At 35.9% G+C, this 18,404-nt stretch carries 21 protein-coding genes; 7 read left to right on the top strand and 14 right to left on the bottom strand.

Annotated features, from left to right (window positions below; genetic code table 11):
• Positions 1–48: 48 nt before the first annotated feature.
• Both MKX67_RS04925 and MKX67_RS04920 read right to left on the bottom strand, forming a co-directional pair.
• Complete coding sequence (locus tag MKX67_RS04925) at positions 49–528, bottom strand: GNAT family N-acetyltransferase (RefSeq protein WP_095373525.1); 480 nt, start codon at positions 526–528, stop codon at positions 49–51.
• The gene (locus MKX67_RS04920; protein ID WP_095370385.1) at positions 521–946 is read right to left on the bottom strand and encodes a VOC family protein; all 426 of its coding nucleotides are present in this window, start codon (positions 944–946) and stop codon (positions 521–523) included. Before MKX67_RS04920 ends, MKX67_RS04925 begins: the two co-directional genes overlap by 8 nt.
• A gap of 138 nt (positions 947–1,084) precedes the next feature.
• Here MKX67_RS04920 and MKX67_RS04915 point away from each other — a divergent pair, with 138 nt between their 5' ends.
• Both MKX67_RS04915 and MKX67_RS04910 read left to right on the top strand, forming a co-directional pair.
• Positions 1,085–1,927, top strand: a complete 843-nt coding sequence (locus MKX67_RS04915) for a hypothetical protein (protein ID WP_095370386.1) — start codon at positions 1,085–1,087, stop codon at positions 1,925–1,927.
• 300 nt (positions 1,928–2,227) lie between these two features.
• Positions 2,228–3,547 carry an alkaline phosphatase gene (locus MKX67_RS04910; RefSeq protein ID WP_095370387.1) on the top strand — a complete coding sequence of 440 codons (1,320 nt, stop codon included), beginning with the start codon at positions 2,228–2,230 and terminating at the stop codon, positions 3,545–3,547.
• 40 nt (positions 3,548–3,587) lie between these two features.
• On the opposite strand, the gene MKX67_RS04905 is transcribed toward MKX67_RS04910, so the two are convergent.
• From MKX67_RS04905 to MKX67_RS04875, 7 genes are all read right to left on the bottom strand, one after another.
• Positions 3,588–3,968 carry an SLAP domain-containing protein gene (locus MKX67_RS04905; protein WP_095370388.1) on the bottom strand — a complete coding sequence of 127 codons (381 nt, stop codon included), beginning with the start codon at positions 3,966–3,968 and terminating at the stop codon, positions 3,588–3,590.
• Between the two features lie 586 nt (positions 3,969–4,554).
• Entirely contained in the window at positions 4,555–4,764 is a 210-nt protein-coding gene (locus MKX67_RS04900; RefSeq protein ID WP_095370390.1) for a hypothetical protein, read from the bottom strand.
• 209 nt (positions 4,765–4,973) lie between these two features.
• The gene (locus MKX67_RS04895) at positions 4,974–5,834 is read right to left on the bottom strand and encodes an Rgg/GadR/MutR family transcriptional regulator (protein WP_180317001.1); all 861 of its coding nucleotides are present in this window, start codon (positions 5,832–5,834) and stop codon (positions 4,974–4,976) included.
• A gap of 354 nt (positions 5,835–6,188) precedes the next feature.
• On the bottom strand, positions 6,189–7,466 hold the full coding sequence (locus MKX67_RS04890) for a histidine--tRNA ligase (protein ID WP_095370392.1): 1,278 nt from the start codon (positions 7,464–7,466) through the stop codon (positions 6,189–6,191).
• 226 nt (positions 7,467–7,692) lie between these two features.
• Positions 7,693–8,043 (bottom strand): hypothetical protein, encoded by a 351-nt coding sequence (locus MKX67_RS04885; protein WP_095370393.1) that lies wholly within the window; start codon positions 8,041–8,043, stop codon positions 7,693–7,695.
• A gap of 24 nt (positions 8,044–8,067) precedes the next feature.
• Complete coding sequence (locus tag MKX67_RS04880; RefSeq protein WP_157733777.1) at positions 8,068–8,526, bottom strand: DUF3888 domain-containing protein; 459 nt, start codon at positions 8,524–8,526, stop codon at positions 8,068–8,070.
• 54 nt (positions 8,527–8,580) lie between these two features.
• The gene (locus tag MKX67_RS04875) at positions 8,581–8,997 is read right to left on the bottom strand and encodes an NUDIX hydrolase (RefSeq protein WP_095370395.1); all 417 of its coding nucleotides are present in this window, start codon (positions 8,995–8,997) and stop codon (positions 8,581–8,583) included.
• Positions 8,998–9,409: 412 nt separating this feature from the next.
• Here MKX67_RS04875 and MKX67_RS04870 point away from each other — a divergent pair, with 412 nt between their 5' ends.
• The 4 genes from MKX67_RS04870 (at position 9,410) to MKX67_RS04855 (ending at position 12,364) form a co-directional block, all read left to right on the top strand.
• Positions 9,410–9,967 (top strand): copper resistance protein CopC, encoded by a 558-nt coding sequence (locus MKX67_RS04870; RefSeq protein WP_095370396.1) that lies wholly within the window; start codon positions 9,410–9,412, stop codon positions 9,965–9,967.
• A gap of 3 nt (positions 9,968–9,970) precedes the next feature.
• The gene (locus MKX67_RS04865) at positions 9,971–11,071 is read left to right on the top strand and encodes a CopD family protein (RefSeq protein WP_095370397.1); all 1,101 of its coding nucleotides are present in this window, start codon (positions 9,971–9,973) and stop codon (positions 11,069–11,071) included.
• Between the two features lie 389 nt (positions 11,072–11,460).
• A complete protein-coding gene (locus MKX67_RS04860; RefSeq protein ID WP_095370398.1) occupies positions 11,461–11,745 on the top strand; it encodes an autorepressor SdpR family transcription factor in 285 nt (94 codons plus the stop codon).
• Positions 11,726–12,364 (top strand): SdpI family protein, encoded by a 639-nt coding sequence (locus MKX67_RS04855; RefSeq protein ID WP_095370399.1) that lies wholly within the window; start codon positions 11,726–11,728, stop codon positions 12,362–12,364. Before MKX67_RS04860 ends, MKX67_RS04855 begins: the two co-directional genes overlap by 20 nt.
• Before the next feature lie 48 nt (positions 12,365–12,412).
• Here MKX67_RS04855 and MKX67_RS04850 read toward each other — a convergent pair whose 3' ends face one another.
• The 4 genes from MKX67_RS04850 to MKX67_RS04835 form a co-directional block, all read right to left on the bottom strand.
• On the bottom strand, positions 12,413–14,062 hold the full coding sequence (locus MKX67_RS04850) for an SLC13 family permease (RefSeq protein ID WP_322909933.1): 1,650 nt from the start codon (positions 14,060–14,062) through the stop codon (positions 12,413–12,415).
• A gap of 154 nt (positions 14,063–14,216) precedes the next feature.
• Positions 14,217–14,546, bottom strand: a complete 330-nt coding sequence (locus tag MKX67_RS04845; protein WP_095370401.1) for a DUF3870 domain-containing protein — start codon at positions 14,544–14,546, stop codon at positions 14,217–14,219.
• A gap of 66 nt (positions 14,547–14,612) precedes the next feature.
• Positions 14,613–15,722, bottom strand: a complete 1,110-nt coding sequence (locus tag MKX67_RS04840; RefSeq protein WP_095370402.1) for a muconate cycloisomerase family protein — start codon at positions 15,720–15,722, stop codon at positions 14,613–14,615.
• A 572-nt stretch (positions 15,723–16,294) separates the two neighbouring features.
• Positions 16,295–16,876 carry a TetR-like C-terminal domain-containing protein gene (locus MKX67_RS04835; RefSeq protein WP_095370403.1) on the bottom strand — a complete coding sequence of 194 codons (582 nt, stop codon included), beginning with the start codon at positions 16,874–16,876 and terminating at the stop codon, positions 16,295–16,297.
• A gap of 160 nt (positions 16,877–17,036) precedes the next feature.
• On the opposite strand from MKX67_RS04835, the gene MKX67_RS04830 reads away from it, so the two are divergent.
• Entirely contained in the window at positions 17,037–17,789 is a 753-nt protein-coding gene (locus MKX67_RS04830; RefSeq protein ID WP_095370404.1) for an SDR family NAD(P)-dependent oxidoreductase, read from the top strand.
• Positions 17,790–17,911: 122 nt separating this feature from the next.
• Here the strand turns inward: MKX67_RS04830 and MKX67_RS04825 are convergent, their stop codons facing one another.
• Entirely contained in the window at positions 17,912–18,352 is a 441-nt protein-coding gene (locus tag MKX67_RS04825) for a cytidine deaminase (protein ID WP_095370405.1), read from the bottom strand.
• Between the last annotated feature and the right edge of the window lie 52 nt (positions 18,353–18,404).

Below are 18,404 nucleotides of genomic sequence, written 5' to 3'. Positions count from 1 at the left end.
AACCAATGAGTTGGAGCAATCTGATAAAATATTGCTTAAAATAGGGTGCTATATAAGCAGTTTATATAATAACCATTCATCTCGAATAGGAATACCATTACTTGCCACAAATGGTATGGAAGGTTTTACAGTTCGCGCTTTCTCTACTGCGTTTGGATAAACTGCTTTTAATACATAGCCGCGTTTTTGATAAAAAGATAATGCATGTAGATTATCGTTGGTTGTGATGAGCTGAACCGCCTTTGCCCCCAATTCTCTTGCCTTTTCTTCAATAACACACATCAAACTTGAACCAATTCCCTGCCCTTCATATACACTGTCTAACGAAATGACTTCACATATATCTTCATTATGCCTAATATAAGTCACTAGGCCAACAATCTCACCTTTAGCACTCTTATATACATAGCCATCCAGCTCATCACAATGATAGACGCCAGAGGAGAGAACCATCTCTGTCGTTCCCCAATGATTCGCGAAAAAATCACTCACTTTTTCTCTATTATCCTCGTCTATCATCTCAATCATAGATAACATCCGTTCTCCATTGTTTAAACGCTGGACTTAACTCACTCCAAACATCAAATTGATTGCCATTACAATCGTAGAAAATAAAGTTCTTGCCCGCATGACCACGATCTTCAATTGCTCCTACCAACACTTCTTCCTCTATAAAAAGGGTATGCAATCTTTCCAGCTCAGCTAACCCGTCCACTTCAAAAGTAACAGAAAAATGTTCTCTGCCTTCTATGTCAAGAAATTGGGAACGCTCTCCATCTTCTGCTTTTATTAAAAAGATACTTTGATTCGCTAAATCTAGAATAGCTTTATGTTGATCCCTATAATTAACAGCTGCACCCAGATGTTTCTGATACCACTTTGCTGATTGTTCCACATCTATTACAGGTAGATAAGTCGTTCCTATTCTTACTAGACGTTCCTTCATTTCTTTATCAGCTCCTTATTGCTAAAATATTCGCCTTTGCTCTTAGATTTCCTTTTCACTTAATGAAAATGGAAGGATTCTAACAGTTGAGAAGCGAACACTTTATTAGCATTAAAACTAATAAGGAGGCAGCATCATTTGAGAATCGTTGATACAGTTGGAGATTTTGTGAGCCATTATCAACCAACATCCGAATACTTAGAACAGTACTATCATCAATTTCAAGCAGACTATGAAGTTTATTTCGCCCATCATTGTTTACATATTGAAACAAAAAAACGAGCAGCATTGAAGAAACACCCACCTAAGCTACCAGAACTTTTACCGATGAGAGACTTATTTCTTGAACACATACCAAATATACTTCAACGATATGAAGCGATGTTTAATGTGAAATATACTAAAACAGTCCGCTTGCTCGTCGGCTTATATGGGAGCAATGCCTTTGTGTATCAGCAATATCAACCTGATGTAGCCTTTTGTCTAGAAAAACTCCCCTATAACGAAACCTATATTAAAATTATTATTGCCCATGAGTTTGGACATGTCATGCATTATTTATATAATGACATCTATTCGCAAGACTGGCATCTTGTCAATTGGACTCATCCCTATACATGGCTCTTACAAGAAGGCATCGCAACGACCCTTTCCACGCTATTAGTAGAAGCACGATTAGACGAACATTTCGCCTTTGAAGAAGACAGAAAGTGGCTTGACTTCACTCAAAAAAATGAAAGTTTAATCGCGAAACAGTTTCTTTATGATATGAAGACCATTAACGATAGTCATACAATTTATAAAGAATGGTTCTCTATTAATGGAGGGAAAAACTTCAAGCAGACCCGCTTAGGCTATTACCTTGGCTATCAAATCGTTAACGCATTATTAACACAGTATGATATAAAAGAAACATTCACCATTTGGAAAGAAGATGAATTTGTTTCTATAATGGAACAACAGCTTAGAAATATGACCTGACAGACAATCGCGATTTGTAGTGGTCCCCCATCTACTAATCGCGATAATTATTCATGTGTGTAAAAGTCCTTTACACCCCCTTCACGCAACTTTTACATAAATTAGAACAAAAGTGCGATTGCCACAACAAATTCAGCAAGCATTCTTTCCTTTCAATCGTAAAAACCCTTCCAAATCACTCCTTTCCGCCACTAATTACCCATTTTTTCTTCTTTACTCTTTTTTCACCCTCTCTTTATCAACCGTTAAAAATTCGACCTTATAGTTATCTTGTACAAACCATTTTAGGGGGGAAGAAACATGTTGAAAAAGACTTGGAAAAAGAAACTATTGTCACTCGCACTTGTATCTACCATTGCTGTCGGGGGCATCTCTACCGTACTACCTGAGCAAGAAGTAGAAGCGAAAGGAAAGCCAAAGGGGAAAGATAAAGCACAAAATGTCATTTTCCTTATTCCTGACGGTTTTTCCGCGGCCTATGCAACAAACTATCGTTGGTATAAAGGTGAGGATACCGTTCTTGACTCGATGAACATCGCGATGCAACGTACATACTCAGCGAACTCCAATATTACAGATTCAGCAGCTGCCGGAACGGCGATGGCAACTGGCGTAAAGACCAATAATGGTATGATAAGCACCGACCCGACTGGTAAAGAACTAAAAACAATTTTGGAAGAAACAGAAAGGAAAGGGAAATCATCTGGGCTAGTTGCCACTTCAACGATTACCCATGCGACTCCAGCAGCTTTTGCTTCACATGTCGCTTCTCGTGCAGATGAAGCAGATATTGCCCCTCAATTACTCGACAATGATGTGGATGTCATCTTAGGTGGAGGACAAAAATACTTTACTGACGAATTAATTGATGAAGCGAAAGACGAGGGCTACCAATTAGTTACAAATAAAAGAGAATTGGATCGTGTGAAGAAAACGAATAAAGTGCTTGGTTTATTTGCCGAAGAAGGAATGGCACCGGAGCTTGATCGCGAAGACACACAACAGCCTAGTCTAGCAGACATGACAGAAACGGCTATCGATACATTGAAAAAGAATAAAAACGGCTTCTTCTTAATGGTGGAAGGAAGTCAAATTGACTGGGCAGGGCATGCGAATGATGCAGCATGGGCAATGAAAGACAGCGAAGCATTTGAAGAAGCTGTCATTGAAGCAATGGATTTCGCTAAGAAAGATGGCAATACGCTTGTTGTTGTTGCTGGAGATCATGATACAGGCGGAATGTCTGTTGGCGGTTACGGAAATGGTAGTGCCAATGTGGAAATGCTACGAGATGTGACGGCTACAGGTGACTATATGGCATCCAAACTTAATAAGAAACGGACAAACGCTAAGAAAGTGCTAAAAGAATATGCAGCGATTGATTTAACGAAAGCTGAAGTCAATGCAATCAAAAATGCTGATAATCCAGCTTCATCTATCAATCAAATCATTTCAGAGAGAGCATCTGTCGGTTGGACAAGTACCGGCCATACAGGAATTGATATCCCCGTTTATACTTATGGCCCAGGATCAGAACTGTTTACTGGCACAATGGAAAATACAGACCTACCAGTAAACATGGCAAAAGCGATGAAAATGAACTTTAAGCCTGGAAAATAAAAATGAAACAAGCCATCTCCAATCAGTTGGAGATGGCTTTTTAATCTACTAAAACTAACCTTCCTGCGCCTCTTTCTAGTACATCCCCTGCACCCGGAAATATAAACGTCCATGGCATTGACGTATTTGGCTCAACATGTATTTGATTCGTTGTAAAAATATGTTGAGCAAGTTGGGTTCCATCCTCAGCTAAATAAGACACAACAGTATGCTCTAAAACAAAAGCTTCTTTCGTTGTATTTTGAATCAGTACCGATATCAATAAGTCCTCTCGATGATTTTTTGCTTGCCAAATAGAGGTAAAACCAATCATTCCCTTTTGTAGATGAGGAACAGATTGACTATAGATCCCCTCAATCTCTTTACGGTCCTTTTCTGATAAGGTTGAGGCCCATTTTTCTTGAAAAACTAATGAATGCATTGCTTCATCCCTTTCCTATTAACTTAATATTAGACATTTAACTGATAGAAGTAAAATGAAATAAAATTACCTTAATTAAGAAGGACAAGCTTTAACGGACGGTTCGAATAGTAAGGACACTAAGAAGTATCATCATATTTTTACTAGGATTGGACAAAGACAACCCTATAACCCTTAAAAGTGCTCAGGCATGAACTCAATTAACCTATTAAAAGCAGCTCCCTGTTCAATATACTTTACTTAAAGGAGTCCTTATCTTGATTGTAGGTATCATTGATATAACCGGTTCTAAATAAGTACAGTGGAAAAACTCTTAACAAGGGATACATTAGCGAAAACGCTTGGCTACAACTTGCCACAAACCAACTGGCTAGAACCTTATCCCTTTTTAAAAATCTTGATAAAAGCACGTGGACAACAAAGTTGAAAAGTATTGTCATTTACATAATTAAAGAGGAAATAGATTTAATCACCAAAACAGTCATGATTACATTCAAAACGGCATGGGTAAAGGAAAAAAAGGGAACCACACAAGATTTGTGTGGTTCTACAATGAAGATAGATTCATTTGACTAGCTACCGAACATCAATTCACTTTTCTATGTTGCTGATTTAACTTCTGGATAATTGTCTGATAAAACTCCACTTTTTCCTTCTGCAACAAAAACATCTGATGATTAGGGTTCTCCTCTTGCATTGGTCGTAAATCATCAAACAATGTTTTATGAACATTTACAACATCCTTAAGAATATCAATAACGGCATCTAATTCCTTTTCATTCAATCTCTGTGACATAACGAGTCCATCTTTCTATATTTGAATTGAGTTTCTTAAAACTAAATATAAATAACAATTTCAAATTCAGGCTTTATTGATAAATAAAACAAATAGCTATTAATTACGACAAATAACCAAAATTAACCTTACTTGTTATTATTATTGTATTAATTTTATTTTAATATATAGTATTAAATGTTAAGATTTCAATGTCATATTTGAAAATACTATCTAGACAAGCAGTTATCTAAGTATTCTTCATGATTTGCAGCTATCTCAACAGATCCTAAATCATACATTATTTGAATTGCCTTTTTACAATTTTTAGTTCCCAGTTCTATTTTATTTGTCTTAATTTCATACAATCCTCTAATGAATAAGAGTTTTGTTTTCTCAAAAAATAAATCTGTATCTTTTAATAAATCTTCCAGTGTCTTAATAAAAAATAAAGAATCTGCATATCTTTTTCCTTCAACACAAAAAATCACAGCATTGAGTAAAATTCTAATAACCTCTTGTCTGTTGACTCTCAAATTCATATACATTTTAGTCTTTTTTAATATTTCCTTAGATAGAATAACCATTGAATCCATAGTCAATAAATTCATAGAGTTTCCAAACAGGACAATCTCAAAATATCCCCACGTATCAATAGATAATAAATATTCACTTATATAATCCCTATCTACTTGAGAGACATCCTTCGACGGGTCTAGTGTATGTATAATTGCGCTAATCATAATATAACTAAACTTATATGTAGGACTATTTGTCTCGATATATAAATCCATTTCTTTCTTTTTATACTTTTCTAAAAGAATAATATTGTTGCTCTCATATGCTGATTTGATATCATCTAATAAAACTTCTTGGTCGAGTAATTTATAGTCGTTGGCTATGAAACTAAACTCTTCTATTGTCACATTTATTTTGTTTAATAATGAATAAAAATTTGATAGGGAAATGTCTGATTCATCTCTTTCAAACTTAGATAAGAACGAAATGCTAATATTTCCTTGAGCTATATCTTTCAATGAGAGGTTTTTGGCAAGACGTATCGTTCTAAAAACATGTCCTAATTTATTCATATTAAGCCCTCCGATTTTCATATATGACAAAAAGCAGGCATTATTACATATTTTATTCTATCATTTATTAGGAAGAATATCATATATAGGAGGTGTAAATAATGACTAAATCCATTAAAAATTTGTTTCTAAGCGGTTTCGGAATCATAATAATCATTGGCACACAATCATTGGCTACTGTTTTATGATTATCTATAGTACACATTATGCTAATAGAGCCCTTTTATTAACAATCAAGGGCTCTATTATACTACATAATTTCAAATATTATCCTTCCTCACACCAAATGTATAAATATACATAATAATAATTACACTTCCTTCCATTAACTATTTGCAGCAAACTTTTCTATTTTCATTTAAAAAGAAAAACTACCTCTATCTCCTCCCCCGTTCCCATATCTTTCACGTTGTACTTATTGTTCTTCACTTCATTTTCGCCAATAATAATGACTTTTTTTATGTTTTCTTTATTTGCACGTTCAAGTGCTCTGCGAAGCTTCATTTTACTCATTTCTAGCAATACATTGTATCCTTTTTTCCTTAAGTCATTGGCAACTGTTAATGCCTCGATATTTTTACTAAGTGGTATCACATAATAATCAACTGGAGAGGGGCTTAAATCCTGAACATTTCTCGCTATGAATGCTGTAGAAATGACATCTAAACCAAAGGATATTCCCACTGTTGGCATGGTTTCATTTGTGCCAATAAGACCTCCAATCGCTTGATCGTATCTTCCTCCACTACCAATACTTGATGTAATTGTTTTATCCACAAGAAAGATTTCATAAATTGTGCCGGTGTAAATTTCTAACCCTCTCGCTAAAAAAGGATTAAAATTACATTGTCCCTCTATAGCTAAGGCCTGCAAAAAACTTTCTAGTTCAGCGATTTCTTTGACCCCTTCTTGTACTTGAGTGGATTCATAAGATTCAAAAGAAGATAACGTTGAGTTTTCCTCATCTTCTAAAAACCTTTGAATACTACTTAATGTATTTCCTGAGAGATTGAGATGATTAAGTTCTTTCATCACGCCATCGGCACCAATCTTATTCAGCTTATCAATGACCAATATCACTTGATTGAGTTGGCCTTTATCGACTCCAAAGAGTGCCAACATTCCGCTTAGGTATTTCCTATTATTATATTGAATCTCCACCTGAAGACCAATTCTCTCAAACGCATCAAGGGCCATAAGCATTAATTCGGCTTCTGCCATCTGACTTTCAATGCCAGTTACATCTACATCACATTGGGTAAACTCTCTAAGTCTGCCCGTTTTAATAGGACCGTCCCGAAAAACCTTCCCAATTTCGTAACGTTTAAAAGGCATCCTCAATTGAGGGTTCATCGCTATCACTTTAGCAAATGGAATGGTTAAGTCATACCTCAGAGCCAGCTCTCTTTGTCCTCTGTCGGATAAATTGTACATTTCCTTAAGGATCTCATCTCCACCGCTATATTTGGAAGCCATTAATTTTGAATAATTCAGTATCGGTGTCTCTAGCGGTTCACATCCGTATTGAACGAATACCTCCTCCAATGTTCGAGTAATGTCTCTTCTCACCTTTGCAATTTCCGGTAAATAATCTTGCGTCCCTTTTACGTTTTGTTCTTGCATTTTCTTCATTCTACATTCTCCTTTTTTATATAATAAAAAAACCGCACTTGATATAAGTGTGAACTTAATCAAATACGGTTGAATGAAAAATAGCCTTCCTATTTACGATTTTCAAGATCGAAATAGCAAAGCTAGATTATATGATGATGCAATTGTGAAAATGAGCAATTATCTTTTATAGGCATCATTCTTCACCTCAATTTTTTTATTAATCTATCATATATTCCTTCATTTATCAAATTGAATTGACTGAATTATATTTTTTCTTATGAAGAGTCATCAAAATCAAACTTATTAAATATAATAACCAAGCTAAACCAGCTATAGCGAAGAATCCTGGGGTTAATGCAAAGTAAAGTGAACAGGGCAATGACCAAATAACAGCAATGAGCATGATGAACTGATTCGAGACCCTTATAAATATAATAATGAACAAAGCAGGGAGTGCCAACAAGAAGAAGGTTAATAAGGCTGTACCTATTCCTACAAAGTCAGAAGAATAAGGGTTAAAAAAAGTAAACATTCCCCAAATTATCATACTTATTAATCCCGCTATGAACCCGACCACTCTAGATATCTCTTTCAACCCAATCTCCTCTCTTCCATTGAACTAACTCCCCTTATACACAGCCTCTCTATGTTTATAATCTAATAACTCAACTTCCGTAGATGCTAAACTCTTATTGTTTTTCTGTGTGTTTAAGGATTGAGGCGAAATGCCAAAAGTAATTGTATCAATACCCAATTGACTAGACTTATTATTATCATATGGCAATACCGTTAAACTAATCAGAAAAGAATGTCCTAGTTCATTACCTTTCTTCCATTGCTTCATTTCAACAACGTTATAGTCTTTTGCTTGCCAGTCAAATTGGATTACAGTATCCTTTTTATAATAATCATTTACTGCATTCCTTACCTCATCATTCAATATAGCTAATACAAACTGGTCTACCACTTGTTCCTTATCTTTGGCATCATGTTGTTTATACTCTTCAGCATGTACCTCCTCCAGACTTACATGGCAAGCGAGTAAATATATAAGCAGAAAAATGGCGAATTTCCTCATGAAAAACATCTCCTTTTTAACATTTTTTGCTAATGGAGACCGTTTTATACGAAACTAATTTCCCTCAAAATAATAAAGTGCAGATTGTTTTAATAAATATCGAATACCCTTTTGATGATAAGGCATCCAAGATTCCGCTTCTGCGATACTCATCCATCTCACCTCTTCTATCGTCTCCCTATCATTTATTTCAATCTCTCCACCAATGACTTTCGCCTTAAAAGTAAAGAAAATCGCATGAAAATTTTCCTGTTCCATAAAAGCTTCATTAATTGAGACAATATTACCAAGTTCAATATCCAAACCTGTTTCTTCCTTCGTTTCTCTAATTGCTGCCTCTAACAATGTTTCTCCTTTCTCTACCCCTCCACCAGGTGGGGACCAATTATTATGTTTAATATTCTTTACCATCAAGATATTTTCTTCGTTTTCATCGACAATCAGTGAATAAGCTACATCTACTCGATTCATTAACCTTTCTCCTTTTGTGAATATTTTCATCATTTAGATTTTAACGACAAAAAATGATAAGAACAATATTTTAATTGGCAAGAAATATATATGAGGGATTTATGGAAAGATAAAAAGGATTCGACGTACAACCTAAGGTAATTAGTTACAGGATATTTACATACAAATTCCATATTTTCTACACATTAATGTCATGAATCTAACATTTTTTCTACATTGGTGTTCTCATTTTTAATTGATTGTGTTTAATTGTTAAGTAAAGGGGCCGCCTATCGCTACTTAAGAGATTGTTTTGTCATAGCAGTATTTTAGAAATTCACAAAAACGACACCAATCGTACACAGGTAAAAGGTTGTATCTCCTTTCCCAATTTAGTACGCTAATTACGAAAAAAAGTTTTGGAGGTCATGATATGAAAAAATTATCTATGCTACTGTTCGTAGTGACATGTTTATTAATTAGCACAAATACCGCTTTTGCACATACTCATTTAAATGGTTCAAACCCTGAAGATGGTGCGACTGTTACGGAATCAATTGATACGATTCAATTATATTTTGACACTGTTATAGAAGATAACGCTTCTTTGCAAATTGAAAATAGTGAAGGCGAAGTAGTCGAGGCGAGTGACATCACTGTTAAGGAAGATGAGTTAATCGCTACTTTCTCTGAACCAATCGCTAACGGTAATTATACGGTAAGCTGGGAAATCATCGGAGTAGATGGTCATATTATGCAAGAATCTTACGGCTTTGAAGTCAATGTTCCTGAAGAAGAGGTAGAAGAAGATACAGCAGAAATTGCTCCAACTACAGAAAATGAGGAGCCAACTGTAGAAGAAGACGAGACAACACCATCCAACGAAACAGCGGATGAAACGGAATCAAACTCAAACGGGTTATTGATTGGTATCATCCTTGTTGCCATTGTTGCGATTATTGCGATCATCTTATTAAAAAGGAAAAAATAAACGATGTTTTTTATAACCATTTTGAGTGAGGCACTTCTCTATTTATGTTTTGCTCTCCTTGCAGGCACCTTTATTTTACGATGGGTGCCTGCAAATTCTAAGCCACCTGTAAATGTATCCATCTCAATACAATTAGTGGCGACAATGGGGATTGCCGTATTATCTTTCATTCCCTTAATACAATTAGTTACCCATCTCACCAAACTTGATGGGCTGGGTTCTGCCTTTGAAAATATATTACTCAGTTTCCGCGTAGGGAATGCTTGGCTTTTCACATTCATCATTTGTATCGTTCTGGCATTTTACATTACCCTTTTTGGTGAGGATAAAAGAAAGATTTCCATTATTGGAGAAATGATTCTTCTCTTCCTTCTTACCATCGGTGTAGCCTGGTCAAGCCATGCTGGCAGTATACAAGGAGTTTATGGGATTGGAATTCATGCCCTTCATCTAATTGCCGTTTCTACTTGGGCAGGGGTATTACTCGTCGTATCCTGGTTTTCACGGCAAACAACTAGTTGGTTGCCTTTTCTAAAATGGTTCCATCTAACAGCCATTATCTGCTTTTTACTAATTGTTTTAAGTGGTATTCTTCTAACGAATGTGACGACTGCTGAAACAGATTATAAAGATGCCTTATTGGTTTCATATGGTCAAGGCCTATTGCTAAAACTACTTTTTGTTATGCCTTTAACTGTATTCGCTTTGATCAATGGGTTTTGGATGAAACACCGCCTAAAAAGAGAGTCTTCATTCAACCCGAAGCCATGGGTTCGTGCAGAATTTCTTATCATAACCATTATCTTTATCCTTACAGGTATTTTTAATGAGCAGTCTCCCCCAATGAACATTGACAATCTAATTGCTCATAGTGGCTATGCACCGATATTAAATCTGTTCTATCAAGGAACACTTGAAGGAATTTCAGTTTCATTTATTTTCACTGAAGTGGGCATCATATTCGGCATTCTTGCCCTTAGCTGCCTTGGTGGAAGCTTAGTCCTCTTTAAAATGAAACAACATGTTGCACTTTCCTTTTTAGCTTCTGTTTTATTTGTATTAATGGCTTACTTCGCAATGATACAAAGCATCGCAGTTAATTAACATTGCAACTATCTGTAACACGAAAAAATGTTGGTTTAACATTAACATTTTTTCGTGTTATTTTTTTTCGCTTCTTTCAATTTCATATGATTAAAGCAATGTTTGACCTCATTTTTTAGCCTATTACTTCTTCTTATTCAGGTCATTCTCCTTAATACACTTCCCTTTCAATTTGAATGATACATGGCCCCCTTTTTACAATCACTTATATAACGATTATGATTCATTCCAAAACGATCTATACATTCATAATGGGGGATGAATATTCCTAAACCTAGAGCCCCTCGCAAACCTATTTAGAAATTTTTCGAAACAGATAGTGATTTTTTACATATCATGTTATATAATCTATTTAGAGATATTTCTAAATAGATTAAAGAGGTGTTATCGTGGGGTTTCCAGATACATTTAAGGCTCTTTCAGACCCTGTGCGTAGAGAGATTCTTGTCTTGCTGAAAGATAAAAAGCTATCTGCCGGTGAGATTGGGAAGCATTTTGAAATGACAGGAGCAACCATTTCTTATCACTTATCACAGCTAAAAAAGGCAGATCTTATACTTGAAAGCAAGTATAAGAACTTCATTTATTACGAATTAAATATTTCTGTATTTGAAGAAATTATGCTGTGGTTTACACAATTTGGAGGGAAAGAAAATGACAAGAAAAATGAATAGGACACTTGTGATTACGACGTTACTTTGTTTACTTCCTATTATTCCTGGCTTGATTGTATATCCTGATTTACCTGATCAAATCGCCATCCACTGGAATACAGCAGGTGAAGCTGATAATTTCACCTCTAAGGCCATTGCTGTGTGGGGATTGCCCCTATTAATGGCCGCCATTCACTTATTTACTATTTTTATGATAAATAATGACCCAAAGAAAGAAAATACCGCTAAAGCACTCAAACAATTAATTATATGGTTAATTCCAATTATGACGCTTATCATCGTACCCATCACCTTATTCAAAGCACTCGGCTATGACATCCGTATTGAATCTATTGCCCCTATTCTGGTAGGACTCATTTTCATCATTTGTGGAAATTATATGCCTAAAAGTAAGCAAAATTTCACGGTAGGAATCAAGCTACCTTGGACACTTACAAGTGAGGAAAATTGGAATAAAACCCATCGATTAGCCGGTTATTTGTGGATTATTGGTGGGCTTGGTATGATACTCACTGGATTTATCAACTTTGCTCAGATTCTGATCATGATTATTTTAGTTGTGATTATTGTCATCATACCAACTGTTTATTCTTTTGTGCTCTATAAAAAAGGGATATAAGTATAACAAAAGCCTTCTCCTATATAAGGAGCAAGGCTTTGTTTTATTTTATTTCAAAGCTGATGGATATTCGAACAAGTTCAGATCAAATACCATTGGATATAGGAAGTATACAAATAAAATAATCAGTACAGTGGCTAAAATGGTAACTAGTGTTCCTCTTCTTAACATATCAACAATCGTTACTTTCCCTGTACCAAATATAATTGCTTGAGATGGTGTACCAATCGGTAGCATAAAAGCAAAACCAGCACCTAAAGCAACAGCTGTCATTAATGGTAACGGATGTGCATCAATTGCTAACGCAAGCGTAGCCGCAATAGGTACAAATATAGTTGTCACAGCAGTATTAGGTGCAATCTGAGTAATACCAATTGCTAATAAGGTCGATATAGCCAGAATGACAATATATGGCGTTCCTTCTAACAATAATAGCTGACTACCAACCCATGATGATAGATCCGTTTGACTGAATCCAGCCGCAATGGCTAAACCTCCTCCGACCAAAAGCAAGACATCCCAAGGCATTTTCTTAAGAGAATCCTGACCGAGTAATCTTCCTCCGTGCTTTTTAGATGCTGGGATTAAATAAAGTAATAAGGCACCGGTAATCGCAATCATTGTGTCACTTATGCCCGGAATGATATCCGTCCAGAGGAAAGATCTTGTTAACCACATAAAAGCCGTTAACGTGAATACTAACCCTACTGCCTTTTCCTCAAAACTCATTTTTCCGAGATTTTCCTTCTCATCTATTACGAATTGTTTTCCTGATTGCAGGCTTTTAACATTCATGGGGTAGGCGATTTTAGTTAAATAAAAAGCTGTTGCAATACCTAGAATGAGGATCATTGGAAAAGCAAACAAAAACCATTTAGCAAATGATATTTCTATACCGAACATTTCAGTTACTAATCCTGCCAATATCAGATTCGGTGGCGTTCCAATCAGTGTCGCGCTTCCTCCGATAATTCCACCAAAGCCAATAGAGAAAATGATAGATTGAGTGAACTTCTTTTCTTCTGCAAAAGTATACTGTCCCTCTTTTTTCATTAATTCTCCTACTTTGAAAGCAATCGCTGTTCCTATCGGTAACATCATCATTACAGTCGCCACATTAGAAATCCACATAGAAAGAAAACCTGTTGCGAACATAAATCCATATACTAAACCTGACGTACTTGTTCCTACAAGACTAATGATTGACAACGCGATCCTTTCATGAAGATTCCATTTCTCAATCGCAAGCGCAATCGCAAACCCGCCAAGAAAGAGGAAAATATTAGGATCGCCATAACTACTTGCTGCTTCACTACCAGATATTGCTCCTAATAAAGGTAATAATACAATCGGTAACAAGGAGGTTAATCCTAAAGGCATGACCTCCAAAATCCACCACGTTGACACCCAGGCTGTAATAGCCAGGACTGCTTTTCCTTCATCACTCAATCCATTTAATGGAAGTATCAACCAGATCATGAAGAATAGAACAGGACCTAATAGTAATCCGATAACCTGACTAGTTTTATACGAACCTGGATTGTTTTTACGATTATTCTTTTCCTCTTTAGCGATTGATGAGGTTGATGTCACACTTGTCTCTTTCACTTCACGTAAACTAGCAAATGTTAATAAATCCTTCGAACGCTTATGCGATTGCCAAAGCGTTTGATTCACTTGTTTAAATAGATTACTCATTTTATCTAACTCCTTTTAAAAAACGCTTTCATTATGGGTAAAAAAAATGGCCCTCCAAAAAGCAACACAGTTAATAAGTGCTCTTTTTAAAAGGCCGAATAGTTTATCTAGTTTTATTTCAAGTAGAGTCTTGAAATCGTAAATAAACGGGCAATTATTCAATAGGTTTTTTTAGAAACGTATCACGATACTTCTGGTGCGCGACTTTTAAGGCTACAATTAAAGCTTGTTGTGAAGGAATAATACAGTTCATCTCTATATCTAAAATCAAGTCTGATATATCTATACTAAAATCTGTCCCAATAATCATTCTCTTCAAATAATCTTTGGCAAGTCCTGTCATAAAAGTAGAATCGACATTAACGATTGTATGACTTTGTTTATTTATCTCTAGCATGATTCCAATCTGTTTATTATTTTCATACATAGGCGTATTTTGGGGAGCCTTCGCATACGCAGTTAAGAAAGCTGTTGACATCGCCATTTATAACACTCCTTTAACCATACAGTTAATTATATTCTATCAGAATATTCTGCCCTAACCACTTTTTTATCTTTGGTAAAATTCAACTTTATCCTTATCTATTTCCATTCCAAATCCAGGACCGTCTGGAATAATTAACTCAAAATTTTCGAAGCGCAAATTGTCTACTGTTATACGATCCTTAAATAATAAAGGACCAAACAATTCAGTACCAAATGTAAATTCACCTATTGTAGAGTAAACCGAAGCACAGACAGCTGTTCCTAATGTTGATTCAATCATTGTCCCACCATAAAGGCCAAATCCAGCACCTTCAGCAATAGCTGCTACCTTCTTCGTTTCTAATAATCCACCATGCTTACACGGTTTAAGGGCAATGCTATTCCCCGCACGCAGTTTAGTAATCTGAAAAACATCATGGATAGAATTAGCTGCTTCATCAGCCATAATTGGAACAGCATATTTCTCTGTTAATCTAGCCATTCCCTCTAAGTTCCAAGTGGGTAATGGCTGCTCTACCATTGAAACACCACCTTCTTGAAGTGCTGCAATACAATAATCAGCAGTTGTTTCATCCCATGCCTGATTAATATCTACCGTTACTCTTGCTCGATCACCTACGGAGCGAATAATCTCCAATACATGGTTCACATTTTTATATGGATCGCCCTTCCCTATCTTTAATTTAAAAATTCTATGACGTTTTTCCTCTAAAAATCGTTCCGCCTCTGCGATGTCTTTAGCTGTATCGCCACTTGCCAATGTCCACGCAAGTGGGAGAGAAGAATGGATTTTCCCTCCAAGTAATTCATATGCTGGTAATTGTTTTTCTTTTGCAGCTAAATCAATTAACGCTGACTCGACTACAGATTTAGCGAAATAATTCCCTCTAACCACTTTATTTAAATCGGTCATTATTTTCGCGTAATCATTTGCATTTTTACCAATCAAATGCGGTGTAATGTAAGTATCAATATTGACCTTAATCGCTTCCGGTGTACCTTCTCCATAAGATGCACCGCCGATCGTAGCTACTTCTGCCCAACCTTCTTGACCTTCTTCGTTTTGAATACAAACCAATACTATCGCTTGTTTAGTAATTGTGTGCATCGCCAACTGATGTGGTCGAATTGTTGGAATATCTAAAATAAAACTGTTAACTGAACGAATCTTCATTCTGTTCTCTCCCTTTGACAATCCATAAAAAACCTTCTAAATAAATGGATAGCAGTACACCATCTATATTTCAAAGGACGGGCGTTTACTAATGGAGATTAAAAAAGGGAATTTTTAATCGTTAATAAACAGGCTGCTTTACAGAAGTTCTTTTTTAAAATCATTGTTCCTAAAATTAAATCCATATCTGGTTACATCATTCATGCATCTCTAACGATTCCATTTATCTCCTATGCTCTTTTCAAAACTAGTAATTGGAGATATGCGTACATGCTTCATGATGGAGTATTTCCACTCTGAAGCTTTCATTTAATATATTGATTACATATTAACTTTTCAAAGCGCTTACATGATTATTGTCACAAAACTAACTACTCTCGTTTACCCATACCAATATAAATAGGCTATCTCAAATACAACTGTCACCATACATTTGACAGTTATAGTTTAAGATAGCCATTCGTTCATTAGTTATTATTAAAGAAGGTTATTCTCTAATAGCTAATGAATAGGCATTAAGTTTGATTAGTTACTATTATAATCTCTAATTCTGAATTTTCAAGTACTTTTTTCTATTTTAAATAAAAAGGTCCCTTCGCCGCTATTAAGGTCAATTCTTCTGCAAGTTTTTGCGATGATATCGGAAATCCCTCTTCTAGCCACCATACAATGGACCCAATCGTACCGCTTAGAATATGAACTTCCCTTACTTTTCTCTCCGATTCGCTTAAGGTAGGAGTTTGTGTGACCGTACCAAAACCTTGGTTAGTAAATTTAATCATCCATTCTCTTAAAGCTACTGTAAATAATGGCAAACGATGCTCAACTAATAAGCAATGATAAAGCTCTTGTTCACTTTTAATATATTCTAATAATTGCACTAAACCTGGATAAGGCTCTTGTAGTGATTTATGTTCTGGAAGAGAAGGAACACTATTTACGATATCCGACCAATGTTGGAAAAGGCGATTAACATAATAGGTAACAAAAGCTTGTAAATCGGCAAAATGTAAATAAAAGGTCGTGCGGTTGATTTTCGAAGCTTCCGTTAGCTTCTTAATATTGATTTGCTCGAGGGCATCTGATTGGAGTAAATTTGTAAACCCTTTGCACAACAAATCAAAAGTTTGCAACACCCTTGGGTCTTTTATCACGAAACCACCATCCTCAACACATACTTTATTTATGTCTATCTTCTTAGAAAAGAAGGTTTCTTTGTACCTAACAACATCTCAAATAGTTTATCATTTAAATAGACAAGGTGTCTAACACTGAACTTGTCGACCAATTTTATTCGCAAAAGGGGATGTTTATATGAGTAAGAAAACAGCAGTTATAACAGGTGCAGGTGGAGGAATTGGACGCGCTTCTGCGATTAAATTAGCAGAAGACGGTTTTAACTTAGTTATCGTTGACTTCAATGAAACAATTGCCAATGAAACACTCGATCTAGTAAAAGAAAAAGGCGTGGAAGCCATTTTCATTAAAGCAGATGTATCTAATGCGGATGATGTTAATCATTATGTCCAAAAAGCAGTGGATACTTTCGGCACCATTGATGTATTTTTCAATAATGCTGGAGTTGTACAAAAATTCTCGATGTTCACTGATATCGAAGAATCCGAATTCGATCGTGTGATGAATATTAATACTAAAGGAGTATTCCTTGGTATGAAAGCGGTTTTAAAAGTGATGGAACAACAAGGCCATGGACACATCATCAATACCGCTTCTACTGCAGGCGTTCGCTCTGAGCATAGTGCTGCAGCCTATTCTGCAAGTAAACATGCTGTAGTTGGTTTAACAAAAGGGGCTGCACTCGAATATGTATCAAAAGGAATCCGTGTAAATGCCATCTGTCCCGGTGGCGTAGCCACTCCGCTGACTAAAGGAGTGGAAGAGCAAATGAAAACAACTGGTTATGTCCCTGCTGAAATCAGTGTGATGCGCATGGGTAGATATTCTGAACCTCAAGAAATCGCGAACGTGGTGAGCTTCTTAGCATCTGATGCATCAAGCTACATGACTGGGACAACAGTGATGGTTGATGGTGGCTTGACACTATAATTTTCCATAATAAACCACACCTAGCACAAAATCAATTTTTAAAATGATTTTATGAAGGGTGTGGTTTTATTACTACTTGCACAAATGTCTTTATTTGATTATATCTATACATTAATCCTTAATCAACGCAACTTTTCTACATTGCTAGTAAAGCTCTCGATTTCTTCAGCTGGATAAGCATTTGTCCAATGAAAAGGTTGAAGTTCACCTAAAGGAACAAACTTAAGTAGCTTTTCTTTTGTCGTTACTCCGACTCTCACTTCCGGTCCCCAATAGCGCAAACGCTCTTGACAAATACCACATGGTGAAAGAACTTTAAAGGGGCTATTCTCATTATCACGGACGACACATAAACAATGTGTGACATCAATATTGAATTTATGTGCTTCACAAATGGCACCAACTTCAATACATAACTCCGTACTAGCGTTAAACGTGACTGGTGCGACACTAATGAGATAACGTTCATCACCAGTATGAATCACAGCCGCTCCACCCCACCCTTTAGGATAGCGCTGTTCAATAAATGTGATGGCTCGATTGTACATTTCTTCTTCAATCATTCTATTTTCCTCCTACTTGACAGTTACTATCATTTTAAAGGAAAATGAAGCT

The organism is Cytobacillus sp. FSL W7-1323 (assembly GCF_038595015.1).
Classification (GTDB): domain Bacteria; phylum Bacillota; class Bacilli; order Bacillales; family Cytobacillaceae; genus Cytobacillus; species Cytobacillus kochii.
Note: the sequence above shows the minus strand (reverse complement) of the source record. Positions and strands in the feature narration are given on the sequence as shown.